8 protein-coding genes and 1 pseudogene are annotated in these 14,537 nt (G+C 71.4%); all 9 read right to left on the bottom strand.

What is annotated here, in order from left to right:
• Positions 1–32: 32 nt before the first annotated feature.
• A pseudogene (locus N8I84_RS22425) lies at positions 33–1,237 on the bottom strand (DNA polymerase III subunit delta').
• Positions 1,238–1,343: 106 nt separating this feature from the next.
• Positions 1,344–4,526: a dTMP kinase gene (tmk, locus tag N8I84_RS22420; RefSeq protein ID WP_263231182.1), complete on the bottom strand. Its 3,183-nt coding sequence runs from the start codon at positions 4,524–4,526 to the stop codon at positions 1,344–1,346.
• 146 nt (positions 4,527–4,672) lie between these two features.
• Positions 4,673–7,531 carry a type I DNA topoisomerase gene (gene topA / locus N8I84_RS22415; RefSeq protein WP_263231181.1) on the bottom strand — a complete coding sequence of 953 codons (2,859 nt, stop codon included), beginning with the start codon at positions 7,529–7,531 and terminating at the stop codon, positions 4,673–4,675.
• A 269-nt stretch (positions 7,532–7,800) separates the two neighbouring features.
• On the bottom strand, positions 7,801–7,998 hold the full coding sequence (locus tag N8I84_RS22410) for a hypothetical protein (protein ID WP_263231180.1): 198 nt from the start codon (positions 7,996–7,998) through the stop codon (positions 7,801–7,803).
• A gap of 521 nt (positions 7,999–8,519) precedes the next feature.
• The gene (locus N8I84_RS22405) at positions 8,520–10,037 is read right to left on the bottom strand and encodes a class I SAM-dependent methyltransferase (RefSeq protein ID WP_263231179.1); all 1,518 of its coding nucleotides are present in this window, start codon (positions 10,035–10,037) and stop codon (positions 8,520–8,522) included.
• A 26-nt stretch (positions 10,038–10,063) separates the two neighbouring features.
• On the bottom strand, positions 10,064–10,678 hold the full coding sequence (locus N8I84_RS22400) for a small secreted protein (protein WP_263231178.1): 615 nt from the start codon (positions 10,676–10,678) through the stop codon (positions 10,064–10,066).
• A 220-nt stretch (positions 10,679–10,898) separates the two neighbouring features.
• Positions 10,899–13,301 carry a sodium-translocating pyrophosphatase gene (locus N8I84_RS22395; protein ID WP_263231177.1) on the bottom strand — a complete coding sequence of 801 codons (2,403 nt, stop codon included), beginning with the start codon at positions 13,299–13,301 and terminating at the stop codon, positions 10,899–10,901.
• Positions 13,302–13,622: 321 nt separating this feature from the next.
• Positions 13,623–14,066, bottom strand: coding sequence for an ATP-binding protein (locus N8I84_RS22390; RefSeq protein WP_263231176.1), 444 nt, complete (start codon positions 14,064–14,066; stop codon positions 13,623–13,625).
• 106 nt (positions 14,067–14,172) lie between these two features.
• A complete protein-coding gene (gene bldG, locus N8I84_RS22385) occupies positions 14,173–14,514 on the bottom strand; it encodes an anti-sigma factor antagonist BldG (RefSeq protein ID WP_103840429.1) in 342 nt (113 codons plus the stop codon).
• Positions 14,515–14,537 lie beyond the last annotated feature (23 nt).

The raw sequence follows: 14,537 nt of genomic DNA, 5'->3' as shown, positions 1-14,537 counted from the left end.
GCCTGCCCACGGAAGAGGGAAGGGTTTCGCCCTCATCCCGCTCTGAGCGCCATCGTCATCGCCTCCACCGCCAGCAGTGGGGCCACATTGCGGTCCAGGGCGTCCCGGCACGAGGCGATCGCCTCGATACGGCGGAGCGTGGCCTCGGGTGTGCTGCCTCGGGCCAGCCGCTCCAGGGCGTCCTCCGCGTCCGTGTTGGCGAGGGCTGTGCGGGAGCCGAGCTGGAGGGCGAGGACGTCGCGGTAGAAGCCCGTGAGGTCGGTGAGGGCCTGGTCGAGGCTGTCGCGCTGGGTGCGCGTTCTGCGGCGCTTCTGTTTGTCCTCCAGCTCCTTCATGACGCCCGCGGTGCCGCGCGGCATCCGGCCGCCCTGCGCCGCGCCGAGCGCCGCCTTCAGCTCCTCGGTCTCCTTGGCGTCGATCTCCTCGGCGAGCTGCTTGGAGTCGTCCGTGGCCGCGTCGACCAGCTCCTGGGCGGCTCTGAGGCAGCCGCCGATGTCGTCGAGCCGCAGCGGGAGCTTCAGGACGGCTGCTCGGCGGGCACGAGCCTCCTCGTCCATGGCCAGCCTGCGGGCACGGTCCACGTGGCCCTGGGTGGCGCGGGCGGCGGCGGCAGCGATCTCCGGCTCGATGCCGTCGCGCCGCATGAGCATGTCCGCGACCGCCTCCACGGGCGGCGTGCGCAGGTTCAGGTGGCGGCAGCGGGAGCGGATCGTCGGCAGGACGTCCTCCAGGGACGGCGCGCACAGCAGCCAGACCGTGCGGGGAGCGGGCTCCTCCACCGCCTTCAGGACCGCGTTGGCCGACTTCTCGTTCAGCCGCTCGGCGTCCTCGACGAGGATCACCTGCCAGCGGCCGTTCGCCGGCGACGTGAACGACTTGCGGACGGTGTCGCGCATGTCGTCGGCGAGGATCTGCGTGCCGACGGCGGCGACCGTGGTGACGTCCGCGTGGGTGCCGATCAGGGCGGTGTGGCAGCCGTCGCAGAAGCCACAGCCGGGGGCGCCGCCGAGCGCGCGGTCGGGGCTCACGCACTGCAGCGCCGCGGCGAAGGCCCGCGCCGCCTGCGTACGTCCCGCGCCGGGCGGACCCGTGAACAGCCAGGCGTGCGTCATCTTGGACGCCTCGGGCGGCGGGTGCCGGCGGCGGCCGCGGTGACCAGGGCGTCGGCGTCCCGGGCAGCCGCGCCGAGCTGCTCGCACACCTTCTCCTGGCCCGCCAGGTCGTCCCACACGCTCACGGGGACACCGCCCTTCCGTCGTACTGCCGTACTGCGCCCTACCGCGATCCATTGTGCGGGTCACCACTGACAACGGCGGCGGCACCGACAGCCGGGGCGGGTCCGCTCAGCGGCGCCTGCCGCGTCCCCGCCCGTTCCGGCCGTCGTCCCAGTCCTCGTCCTCCCGGGGGCCGAGCAGCTCGTCCGCCAGGGTCGGAAGGTCGTCCAGGGGCGTCTCCTCCGCCCAGTCCGGGCGCGGGCGGCGGGGGCGGCCGTCGGCGTCCAGCTGCGGCAGCTCGCGCGTGCGGTCCTCGGCACCGTCCGGTCGCGGAGCCGGGCGCTCGTCGCGGAAGAAGCCGGGCGGCACCCTGTCCGCCGGCTCACCGGCGCCCGCGTCCCGTACGGGCGGCAGGACGGCCGTCTCGTCGGCGGATCCCGGCACCACCGGGGGCAGCACCGCCGTCTCGTCGGCCGCTCCCTGCGGCTCGGGCGGCGCCGGCAGCTCCGCCGTGGTCTCGGCGTCGGTGTCGCGCGCCCGTACCGGGGGCAGGACCGCGGTCTCGTCCAGCGGCCCGCCCGACGCGTTCGTCGGCGTCACCAGCGGCGTGGGGACCGTCGTCTCGTTGTCCGGCGACGCACCCCGTGCGGGCGCACCGGATCCGGTTGCCGGCGTGGTGGGCGGGGCCGATGCCGCCGACGCGGCCGACGCCGCCGCCTCCGCCGCCGCCCTGCGCGCCTCCTCGGCCCGCAGCAGTGCCTCCTCGGCCTTCCGCTGCTTCTCCAGCCGTCGCTCCTCGGCCTCCGCCCGCAGCCGGGCCTCCTCCTCGGCCTCCCGGCGCCGCCGCTCCTCCTCGGCCCTGCGCCGCGCCTCCTCCTCTGCCCGGGCCTTCTCCTCGGCCAGCAGCCGCGCCTTCTCCTCCTCGGCGCGCCGGCGGGCTTCCTCGGCCCGCCGCCGGGCCTCCTCCGCCTGCCGCTCGGCCTCTCGGCGCTGCGCCTCCTCCAGCTCGCGCCGCTTGCGCTCCTCCTCCTCGGCGCGCAGCTTGGCGAGCTGCTCCTGGCGCTCGCGCTCCAGCCGCTCCTCCTCGGCCTTGCGTGCCGCCTCTTCCTCGGCCTTGCGCCGGGCCTCCTCCTCGGCCTTGCGGCGCGCCTCCTCCTGCGCCTTCAGCTCGGCCTCGGACAGCGGGAGCATCTGGTCGAGCCGGGCCCGGATCACGGTCGTGACCGCCTCGGGCTCCTGTCCGGCGTCGACGACCAGATAGCGCGCGGGGTCGGCGGCGGCCAGCGTGAGGAAACCGGACCGCACACGCGCGTGGAACTCGGCGGGCTCCGACTCCAGCCGGTCCGGCGCCTCCGTGAACCGCTCCCGCGCGGTCTCCGGCGCGACGTCCAGCAGGACCGTGAGGTGCGGCACGAGGCCGTCGGTCGCCCAGCGGTTGATACGGGCGATCTCGGTCGGGGACAGGTCACGGCCCGCGCCCTGGTAGGCCACGGACGAGTCGATGTACCGGTCCGAGATCACGACGGCGCCCCGCTCCAGGGCCGGACGTACGACCGTGTCCACGTGCTCCGCGCGGTCCGCCGCGTACAGCAGCGCCTCCGCTCGGTGCGACAGGCCGGCGCTGGAGACGTCCAGCAGGATCGACCGCAGCCGCTTGCCGACCGGAGTGGCACCCGGCTCACGGGTCAGCACGACCTCGTGGCCCTTGGCGCGGATCCACTCGGCGAGCGCCTCGGCCTGAGTGGACTTCCCGGCGCCGTCGCCGCCCTCCAGGGCGATGAAGAATCCGTTCGCCGCGGAGGCGTGCTCCGGATCGTCGCCGCCGCGCAGGGCGTCGAGCAGGTCCTGCCGCAGCGGCACACCGGAGCGGTCGTCGACCTTGGCGAGCACCAGGGCGGCCACGGGCAGCAGCAGCGCGCCGACCAGCATCAGCGTGAAGGCGGCGCCGCCGTGCGCGAACACGAACCTGCCGTTCTCCATCCGGTGCGGCCCGATGGCCCCGGCCACCAGGGGCGCCACGAGCGCGCAGAGCGCGACGCACACCCGGACGACCGCGTGCAGATGCTCGGTCGTCCGCGCCCGGCGGTGCTCCTCGGCTTCCTGGTCGAGCAGCGTGTGCCCGATGTTCGCTGCCACGCCCGCGCCGATGCCCGCGAGCAGCGCGACCAGCAGCACGCTGGTGACGTCCGGGTCGAGACCGGCGGCGAGCAGCGCCATACCGGTGAAGGCGATCGCCAACGCGAGCAGCCGGCGTCGCGACAGCGCGGGCAGCACGCGGGGCGCCGTACGGATGCCGACGACCGTGCCGCCGGTCAGCGCGAGGACCAGCAGGCCGTACAGCACCGGGCCGCCGCCCAGGTCCTTGGCGTGCAGCACAGAGACGGCGACGGCGGCCGCGACCGCCCCGGCCACGGCGGCGCAGGCCAGCACCAGCAGCGGAAGCACGCCCGTGCGGCCCTTCGCGACGCCCGTGTCCGTCCGGGGACGGCGCAGGCCCTCCAGCGGCGACCGCGCGCGGGGGGTGCGGGTGTCGGGCAGCTCCAGCGAGGAGGCCACCGACAGCGAGGCGGCGAACAGTCCGGCCGCCACATACGACGCGAGGGCCGCCTGGTGCTGGCCGAACCAGGCGATGCCCGTGCCCAGCAGGTTGTTCACCAGCGCCACCACCACGAGTGCGGCAGCGGCCAGCGGCACCGCCACGAATCCCGTGCGCAGCGACAGACGGCGCAGGGCGTCCATGTGGTCCGGCAGCGGACGCACCGTCGCGCCCTCCAAGGGCGGCGCGGGCAGCAGAGCGGGCGCCGCGCTTTCATGGCACACCGTCCAAAAGCGCTCGGCCACGCCGGTGACGAAGGCGGTGACCAGCAGGAGCGCGAGCGCGCTGCCCGGGATCCAGTCGATCCACAGGGGCGCGACGATCAGCAGAGCGGCCCTCACACCGTCCGCGCCGACCATGGTCCAGCGGCGGTCGAGCGGCCCCTCCTGGGACGTCAGCGCGCTGAGCGGGCCGAGGAGCACGGCCCCGAAGAGCAGGGTGGAAAGAATCCGCGCGCCGAAGACGGTCGCGATCGCGAACGACACACCCCGGTAGCCGCCGCCGAACGACCCCTCGGCGATGGCCGCCTGGAGGACGAGCAGCACCAGGACGAGCACGGCGAGCGCGTCGCCGATGCCTCCCACGAGCTGGGCGCTCCACAGGCGCTTCAGCTGCGGCTGGCGCAGCAGGGCGCGGACGGCGCGCTCGCGGGAGTCTGCGACCAGGGCGTCGTCGGGGGCCGCTTGGGGGGCCGTTGGCTGCTCGGCTCGCGTCATGCATTCAGACTATCGGGAGCCACCGACAGACCGAGGCGGCCACTCGCCATGTACACACGGCCCGACACCGAACCGATGCCGGACCGTGTGTTTGGCGAAGTGGCTGTGAGGAACCGGGGCCCCTTCGGGCTCGGTCCTCTTCCGCGTCAGTCCTCCGCGGTGCCCTTGGACGCCGCCGTCTTGGCGGCAGCGGTCTTCCTCGCCGTCGTCTTCTTCGCCGTCGTCTTCGCTGCGGTCTTCTTGGCGGCCGTCTTCTTGGCCGCGGTCGACGTCGTCTTCTTGGCCGGTGCCTTCTTGGCGGCGGCCTTCTTCGCCGTCTTCTTCGCAGGTGCCTTGGCGCGCTTCTCCGCTAGCAGCTCGAAGCCCCGCTCCGGAGTGATCGCCTCCACGCTGTCGCCGGAGCGCAGGGTCGCGTTGGTCTCGCCGTCGGTGACGTACGGACCGAAGCGCCCGTCCTTGACGACGACCGGCTTCCCGCTCACCGGGTCCTCGCCGAGCTCCTTCAGCGGCGGCTTGGCGGCCGCACGGCCACGCTGCTTGGGCTGGGCGTAGATCGCCTGGGCCTCCTCCAGCGTGATCGTGAAGATCTGGTCCTCGGACTGCAGCGAGCGCGAGTCCGTGCCCTTCTTCAGGTACGGGCCGTAGCGGCCGTTCTGCGCGGTGATCTCCTGCCCGTCGGCGTCGGTGCCCACCACACGCGGCAGCGACATCAGCCTCAGCGCGTCGTCGAGGCTCACCGTGTCCAGGGACATCGACTTGAACAGCGAGGCCGTGCGCGGCTTGACCGCGTTCTTGCCGGTCTTCGGGGTGCCCTCGGGGAGGATCTCCGTGACGTAGGGGCCGTAGCGGCCGTCCTTGGCGACGATCGGGCGGCCCGTCTCCGGGTCCGTGCCCAGCGGGCGCTCGCCGCTCGGCTTGGCCAGCAGCTCCTCCGCCAGCTCGACGGTGAGCTCGTCGGGAGCGAGGTCGGCCGGGATGTCGGCGCGCTGGTGCTGTTCGGTGTCCTTCTCGCCGCGCTCGATGTACGGGCCGTAGCGGCCGACCCGCAGCACGATGTCGTTGCCGACGGGGAACGACGACACCTCGCGCGCGTCGATCGCGCCCAGGTCGGTCACCAGCTCCTTGAGGCCGCCGAGGTGGTCCCCGTCGCCGTTCCCGGCGTCGGCAGCGGTGCCGTTGGTGCCCGCGGGGAAGCCGCTGCCGGATGCCGTCTCGCCGAAGTAGAACCGCTTCAGCCACGGCACGGCCTGCGCCTCGCCGCGGGCGATGCGGTCGAGGTCGTCCTCCATCTTGGCGGTGAAGTCGTAGTCGACGAGCCGCCCGAAGTGCTTCTCCAGGAGGTTGACCACGGCGAAGGACAGGAAGGACGGCACGAGGGCCGTGCCCTTCTTGAAGACGTAGCCGCGGTCCAGGATCGTGCCGATGATCGACGCGTACGTCGACGGGCGGCCGATCTCCCGCTCTTCGAGCTCCTTGACCAGGCTGGCCTCGGTGTAGCGCGCCGGGGGCTTGGTCGCGTGGCCGTCGGCGGTGATCTCCTCGGCGCTCAGCGCGTCGCCCTCGGCGACCTGCGGCAGCCGGCGCTCGCGGTCGTCGAGCTCCGCGTTCGGGTCGTCGGCGCCCTCGACGTACGCCTTCAGGAAGCCGTGGAAGGTGATCGTCTTGCCGGACGCGCTGAACTCGGCGTTCCGGCCGTCGGCGGCGGTGCCGCCGATCCTGACGGTGACCGAGTTGCCGGTCGCGTCCTTCATCTGGGAGGCGACGGTCCGCTTCCAGATCAGCTCGTAGAGCTTGAACTGGTCGCCGGTCAGTCCCGTCTCCGCCGGGGTGCGGAAACGATCACCCGAGGGCCGGATCGCCTCGTGCGCCTCCTGCGCATTCTTGACCTTGGCGGCGTAGGTGCGCGGCGCGTCGGGCAGGTACTCGGCGCCGTACAGGTGCGTGACCTGGGCGCGGGCGGCGGTGATCGCCGTGTCCGACAACGTCGTGGAGTCCGTACGCATGTACGTGATGTAGCCGTTCTCGTACAGCTTCTGCGCGATCTGCATGGTGGCCTTCGCGCCGAAGCCGAGCTTGCGGCTCGCCTCCTGCTGCAGCGTCGTCGTACGGAACGGGGCGTACGGAGAGCGGCGGTACGGCTTGGACTCGACGGACCGTACCGAGAAGCGGGTGTCCGCCAGGGCGGCGGCGAGGGCGCGGGCGTTCGCCTCGTCGAGGTGGAGGATCTGATCGCTCTTGAGCTGTCCCAGGGAGTCGAAGTCGCGCCCCTGCGCGACCCTCCTGCCGTCGACGCTCTGCAGACGGGCGACCAGCGACGACGGGTCCGAGCGGTCCCCCGCGCGGCCGGTGGCGAAGGTTCCCGTCAGGTCCCAGTACTCGGCGGAACGGAACGCGATGCGCTCGCGTTCCCGCTCCACCACGAGACGGGTGGCGACCGACTGGACACGGCCGGCCGACAGGCGCGGCATGACCTTCTTCCACAGGACCGGCGAGACCTCGTAGCCGTAGAGCCGGTCGAGGATGCGGCGGGTCTCCTGGGCGTCGACCAGCTTCTGGTTCAGCTCGCGCGGGTTGCGCACGGCCTGCTGGATCGCGTCCTTGGTGATCTCGTGGAAGACCATCCGCTTGACGGGGACCTTCGGCTTCAGCACCTCCTGGAGGTGCCAGGCGATGGCCTCGCCCTCGCGGTCCTCATCGGTGGCGAGGAAGAGCTCGTCGGATTCGCGCAGGAGATCCTTGAGCTTCTTGACCTGCGCCTTCTTGTCGGCGTTGACGACGTAGATCGGCTGGAAGTCGTGCTCGACGTCCACGCCGAGGCGGCGGACCTCACCGGTGTACTTCTCGGGCACCTCCGCGGCGCCGTTCGGAAGGTCGCGGATGTGCCCGACGCTCGCCTCGACGGTGTAGCCCGGGCCGAGATAGCCCTTGATCGTCTTCGCCTTGGCAGGCGACTCGACGATGACGAGTCGGCGGCCGCCCTGTGCGGTCTCGCTGGTCGGGGACAACTTCGCTCTTCTCTCCGGTCGACGCTGGGCCTCCCCAGGCCTTGGTCCCGGGGTGAGGTCGCTTTCTGGCTCGCTGGTGACGCTGCGGAGTGTGACGGTACATCCCGCCCCCGTGTCAAACGGGAAAAGCCCACAACGGCCACTCGAACGGTAACCCGACTACCGGCATTCCTGCCGCCCGGACTGTCCAGCGGCCTTTTCGGGCCTGTCCGGAGCGTGATCTCCCAGTTGCTCCGCCTCCAGTCGCCCGGGGAGCGGGAACGGTGATGTCAGAGGCGCACGAAGCACCACGTACCGGCCGCGAGCGAGGCCACGGCGGCGAGGCTCGCGAGCGTGGCGGATGCGATACGGCTCACACCGTCCGCCACCGGCTCCCCACGGTACAACCGGGTCGCGGTCCAGGTCAGCAAAGCGCAGCCGAACAGGACGAACACCGTCCCCGTGATGATCGCCGGTCCGCTCTCCATGTCGTTTCCCTCCCGCCCGGCCGGCCCGGCTTCCCTCCACCCGGCCCGCCCCGGCGACGGGAGGCTGGCACGCCGGGAAAGCCTGCACGCGAACCTGGGGTGAACGCGCGGCGGACAATCCACCCGCACGCCCTGTGCGCCCCGGCGAGACGGGGCGACGGGGCGGCGGGGCGACGGGGCGTGCGGGCCCCAGGGCCCCGGGCCCGGGCTCGGTCCCCGGGCCGACGGTCGTTCCGGCCGCCAGAATGAACTCGGCGCGAACTCGCTGGTGCGGAAGCTTCCCGCCGACCTGGCGACCCAAGCGCCCCACCGGCCCCAACGGCCCCAACGGCCCCAAGGCCCCGAGGCCCCACGGCCCCAACCGCCCCGGATGGACCTCCGCACCAGCTGGTGCGGGAGCTTCCGCCGACCTGGCGACCCGGGCCCCCGCGGCCCCAACCGCCCCAAGGCCGACCGCCTCGGATGGCCCTCCGCGCCAATGATCCCAACGGCCCAGCGGCCCCACTCGGCCTCGCCGCCCGTCAGCGCGCAGGCTCCAGGAACCCCTGCTCGACCAGCAACCGGATCTGTGCGGGCGTGCGGTCGCGCAGCAGCACGGGGTCCTCGCCGACCAGCTGGGCGATGGCGTCCAGGATCCGCCCCGCGCTCAGCGTGCCGTCGCAGACGCCCGCGAAGCCCGCGCCGACCGTGTCCACCTTGGTGGCGCGGCGCATCCCCCGGTTCTGCCGCAGCACCACGTGCTCCGGGTCCTCGGCGCCGGGCAGCCCGACCTGCTCCTGGACGACTTCGGCGGCGAGCCTGAAGTGGCCGGCGAGCAGGGCCGCGTCGTCGTGCGCCCGCAGGTAGTCGACGCGGTCGAAGTGCGCACGCACCGTGTCCCCGAGAGGCTGTTCGACCGGATGCGGCCACTCCTCGACCGTGATCGAGGGCTCGGCCGCGTCGGTCCTGCGCAGGGCGATCCAGCCGAATCCGACCGCGCGCACCTTGCGCGCCTCGAACTCGTCCAGCCACGCGTCGTACCGCGCCTGGTACTCGGCCGCATCGCCGCGGTGGTCCCCGGCGTCCCTCAGCCACAGCTCGGCGTACTGCGTGATGTCCTGCACCTCGCGCTGCACGATCCACGCGTCGCACCCGCGCGGCACCCACGACCTGAGCCTGTCCTGCCAGTCCTCCCCTTCCACGTGCTGCCAGTTGGCGAGGAACTGCGCGAACCCGCCCACGTTCAGCCGCTCCCCCGACCCCTGAACGAGCGTGCGGCACAGATCGTCCCCGCCCATCCCACCGTCACGGTAGGTGAGCCGGGCGCCGGGGGAGATCACGAAGGGCGGGTTCGAGACGATCAGGTCGAACGTCTCGTCGTCCCGGACCGGCTCGAAGAGCGACCCCTGGCGCAGATCGGCGGCCGGGGCGCCGGACAGCGCGAGGGTGAGTGCGGCGATGTGCAGGGCGCGCGGGTTGACGTCGGTCGCGGTCACGCGCGTGGCGTGCTGGGCGGCGTGCAGCGCCTGGATCCCGGAGCCGGTGCCGAGGTCGAGGGCCGAGCCGACTGGGGTCCGTACGGTGATGCCGGCGAGGGTGGTGGAGGCGCCGCCGACCCCTAGGACGACGCTTTCGTCGCGGCTGCCGATGCCCCCCGCACCTCCGACGGCACACCCGAGGTCGGAGACGATGAACCAGTCCTCGCCGTCCGGCCCGCCGTACGGCCGCACGTCCACGGTCGCGGCGACCTCGTCCCCGCCGGTGCGCACCAGCCAGCCCGCCTCCAGGCAGGCGTCGAGGGGCACGACGTCGGCCACGCGCGCGTGGAGCACGGGTTGTTGCAGCAGGAACATCCGTACGAGTGTCTCCAGCGGCGTGTCCCCGCGCGTCGCCCGGAGTGCGGGGACGGTCTCGCTCCGCGCGAGCGCCGCGTACGCGGGCGCTCCGAGCAGGTCGAGCAGCCCGTCGGCGGTGAAGGAGGCGCCGAGCAGGGCGTCCCGCAGCCGTGCGGAGACATCGGTGCGGTCCAGGGAGGGCAGGGTGCGACTGGGGGTACTCACGCCCCCATTGTGGCGTGCGGGCGGACTCAGCCCGCAGTCGCCGAGGCCGTAGCGGCCGCCTTCTTGCAGCTCGCCTGCTCCGCGATCGCCTTCTTGACGTCGCCCTGTTCGAGGTTCTTCAGCGCCGTGGTCCCGCTCTGGTTCTGCTTCTCCAGCTCGGTCATCTGGGCCGCGATGTCGTGCAGCCCGGACGCGAACTTGCCCTGGTCCTTCGTGTTGAGCGCGTCCACCTTCTTCTTCAGGTCGGCGTAGGACGCGGAGAGGTTGTTCAGGGTCTTGACGGCGTCCTGCTGCCGCTGCGCACCGCCGTCGACGCCGGGGGGCGCTCCGGCGTTGTTCAGGGCGGTCGCGAGCGACTTGTAGCCGTCGGACATGTCCTGGAAGGCCTGGGAGTCGGTCTTCTGGATGGTCTGAGGCGGGTTCGTGGTGTCCGAGGCCGCCTTCGTGATCGCGTCGTTGGCGGCCTTGATCTTCGCGTTCTGCGCCGGCACCGCGTCGCAGACCTGCTTGGCCCAGGAGGCCAGCTTGTCGTCGGTCTGGCTCTTGCCACCGCTGGTGCAGGCCGACAGCGCCAGTACCAGCACCGCACCGCCGGACACTGTGGTCGCGAGCTTCTTGTTCACCGGATTGGTCCCTTCCATGGCTCTCTCGGCCCGGAAGATACACGCCAATCGGGCGGCGCCCGGAGGCCGAATATCACCTATGGGTGCGATTGGCGCCTTTTGCACCACGCGAGAGAAGGCTCACGAGAGGGCCCCGCACACGGACAAGGGCGGGCGCACGGCCTCTCGAGGAGCGCCGTACGCCCGCCCGTGTGCCCGTATCTGACCAGGCGTAAGAGCGGGGTGCCGTCCAGCCGGGCTACGACACCACCGCCGGATCAGCGGGCTTGGACACCTTCTCGGCGTTGTCTTCGTCACCCACGGCGATCCCGCGCCGCTTGGACACGTACACCGCGAGCACGATCACGACGAGCGAGAGCACCGCGACGGCGATCCGCACGCCGATGTTCTTGTCGCTGCCGTAGGAGAACTTGACGACCGCGGGCGCGATCAGCAGCGACACCAGGTTCATCACCTTCAGCAGCGGGTTGATCGCCGGGCCTGCGGTGTCCTTGAACGGGTCGCCGACCGTGTCGCCGATCACCGTCGCGGCGTGCGCCTCGCTTCCCTTTCCGCCGTGGTGGCCGTCCTCGACGAGCTTCTTGGCGTTGTCCCAGGCGCCTCCGGAGTTGGCGAGGAAGACCGCCATCAGCGTGCCGGTGCCGATCGCGCCCGCGAGGTAGGCGCCGAGCGCTCCGACGCCGAGCGTGAACCCGAGGGCGATGGGCGCCATGACGGCGAGCAGACCGGGCGTGGCCAGCTCCCTGAGGGCGTCCTTGGTGCAGATGTCGACGACCTTGCCGTACTCCGGTTTCTCCGTGTAGTTCATGATCCCGGGCCGGTCGCGGAACTGCCGCCGCACCTCGAAGACCACCGCACCGGCCGCCCGCGACACCGCGTTGATCGCCAGCCCCGAGAAGAGGAAGACGACCGCCGCGCCGGCGATGAGGCCGACCAGGTTGTTGGGCTGCGAGATGTCCATGACGAGGCTCATCGGCCCGCCGTCACCGACCCTCTCACCCACGTCCTGGGCGGCCGTGGTGATGGCGTCCCGGTACGAGCCGAAGAGCGCCGACGCCGCGAGAACGGCGGTGGCGATGGCGATGCCCTTGGTGATCGCCTTGGTGGTGTTGCCCACGGCGTCCAGATCGGTGAGCACCTGCGCGCCCGAGCCCTGGACGTCGCCGGACATCTCGGCGATGCCCTGTGCGTTGTCGGAGACCGGGCCGAAGGTGTCCATGGCGACGATCACGCCGACCGTGGTGAGCAGGCCCGTGCCGGCCAGCGCCACCGCGAACAGCGCGAGCATGATCGACGTACCGCCGAGCAGGAACGCCCCGTAGACGCCGAGACCGATCAGCAACGCCGTGTAGACGGCCGATTCCAGACCGACGGAGATACCGGCGAGGACCACGGTGGCGGGACCCGTCAGCGAGGTCTTGCCGATGTCCCGCACGGGACGGCGGCTGGTCTCGGTGAAGTAGCCGGTCAGCTGCTGGATCAGGGCGGCCAGCAGGATGCCGATGGCGACCGCGACGAGCGCGAGGATCCGCGGATCGCCGCTCTTGGCACGGATCGCCGCATCGGTGACACCCTTGAGGGCGGCGTACGACGACGGCAGGTAGGCGAAGACGGCCGCCGCGACGAGCCCCAGCGAGATCACCGCGGAGATGAAGAAGCCCCGGTTGATCGCGGACATGCCGCTGCGGTCGGCCCGGCGCGGGGCCACCGCGAAGATGCCGATCATCGCGGTCACGACCCCGATCGCGGGCACGATCAGCGGGAACGCCAGTCCGGAGTCGCCGAACGCGGCCTTGCCAAGGATCAGCGCGGCGACGAGCGTGACGGCGTACGACTCGAAGAGGTCGGCAGCCATCCCCGCGCAGTCGCCGACGTTGTCGCCCACGTTGTCGGCGATGGTCGCGGCATTGCGCGGATCGTCCTCCGGAATGCCCTGCTCGACCTTGCCGACCAGGTCGGCGCCGACGTCGGCGGCCTTGGTGAAGATGCCGCCGCCGACACGCATGAACATGGCGATCAGCGCGGCGCCCAGACCGAAGCCCTCGAGGACTTTCGGGGCGTTCGCCGCGTAGACGAGCACCACACAGGAGGCGCCCAGCAGACCGAGCCCCACCGTGAACATGCCGACGACACCGCCTGTGCGGAAAGCGATCTTCATCGCCCGGTGCGAGACGGCGGTGAGGTCCTTTTCCGGCTCACCCTCCGCCGGGGTCGCCTCGCGCGCCGCCGCGGCGACGCGCACATTGCTGCGCACGGCGAGCCACATACCGATATAGCCGGTGGCCGCCGAGAACGCCGCACCGATCAGGAAGAACACCGACCGTCCGGCGCGCTGATTCCAGTCGTCCGCGGGCAGCAGCATGAGCAGGAAGAACACGACCACGGCGAATACGCCGAGCGTGCGCAACTGCCGGGCCAGATAGGCGTTCGCGCCTTCCTGGACCGCGGCCGCGATCTTCTTCATGTTGTCGGTGCCCTCGCCGGCCGCGAGCACCTCGCGCACCAGAATCCCGGCCACCACGAGGGCCGCCAGCGCGACGGCCGCGATGACCACCACGATCATGCGGTTGTCGTGTGTCAGGACCGCGGCCGCGAGGGCTGAGGGGTGGTCAAACTGTTGAGGGGTAGAAAGCCCCGCCATTCGTCCTCCTTGACGCTTGGGCTGAGCTCAAGATGTGGACGGATTGTAGGTACCGGAACCTGATCAAAACAGTGCGCGGTAAACCGATTGAGACGTCACTTGCTCTTCAGGAAAAGATCGCACATCAGCCACAGAACCCGAAAGTGGTAACGCCCCAAAACCATTGACGAGATGGACTCTTGATCAAATTATCGCGCTATCGATCGTGAATTCATTCACGTGAAGCGCTTCACGAATTACGATACGACTTTACAAAAAGAAGGGCCCTGCACAGGCAGGACCCTTCCGGAGAAGTCTTCGTCTTGTGGGAGAAACGTGCCGTCAGGCGGGGAACACGGCGGCGCCGGGCGGCGTGGTCGGCCAGCTCATTCTGATCATTCCGCCGTTCTCCCCGGTGGTGACCTCCACGTCGTCGACGAGGCCACTGATGACCGCGAGGCCCATCTCGTCCTCCTCGGCCTCCGCCTCCGCCTCGACCGCGTCGCCACCCGCCGGATCGTCCCCGGGCACGATGTGCGGCGCCTCGTCGCCGACCTCGATGGAGAACTGTTTCTCCTCCTCGGTCAGCAGCACTCGCACCGGCGCCGAAATGCCGTTGCTCTGGTGCAGTCCGACGGCCCGGGAGCAGGCCTCCCCGACGGCGAGCCTGACCTCGTCGAGTGCGGCCTCCTCCACCCCGGCCCGGCGCGCCACCGCCGCCGCCACGAGCCGGGCGGTCCTGACGTGTTCGGGCAGCGCGCTGAAGCGGAGTTCAACGGTGGCCATGCATCCCCCTCAGAACTTCGGGCGTGCGGTCGGGGGGCCGGGCCGTGCCGGCCCGCGCCCCCCGCTCTTGCTTCTGCCGTCCGGGCACCACGGCCCGGAAGCGGGGTCAGTCGGTGGCCGACACCGCTTCCTCGACCGAGGTGTGAATCGGGAACACCTTGGTGAGGCCGGTGATGCGGAAGATCTTGAGAATGCGCTCCTGGTTGCACACCAGGCGCAGGGAGCCCTCATGGGCTCGAACACGCTTCAAGCCGCCTACCAGCACGCCGAGCCCGGTGGAGTCGAGGAAGTCCACGCCCTCCATGTCGACGACGAGGTGGAAATTCCCGTCGTTCACCAGCTCGACCAGCTGCTCGCGCAGCTTGGGCGCGGTATATACGTCGATTTCGCCACCGACCTCGACGACCGTACGATCGCCGACGGTACGGGTCGACAGGGACAGGTCCACGGATCCTCCAGCACCTTGCTATC

This window comes from Streptomyces cynarae (assembly GCF_025642135.1).
Taxonomy (GTDB): Bacteria; Actinomycetota; Actinomycetes; order Streptomycetales; family Streptomycetaceae; genus Streptomyces; species Streptomyces cynarae.
The sequence above is the reverse complement of the archived record's forward strand: the minus strand, read 5'-3'. Positions and strand labels throughout refer to the sequence as shown.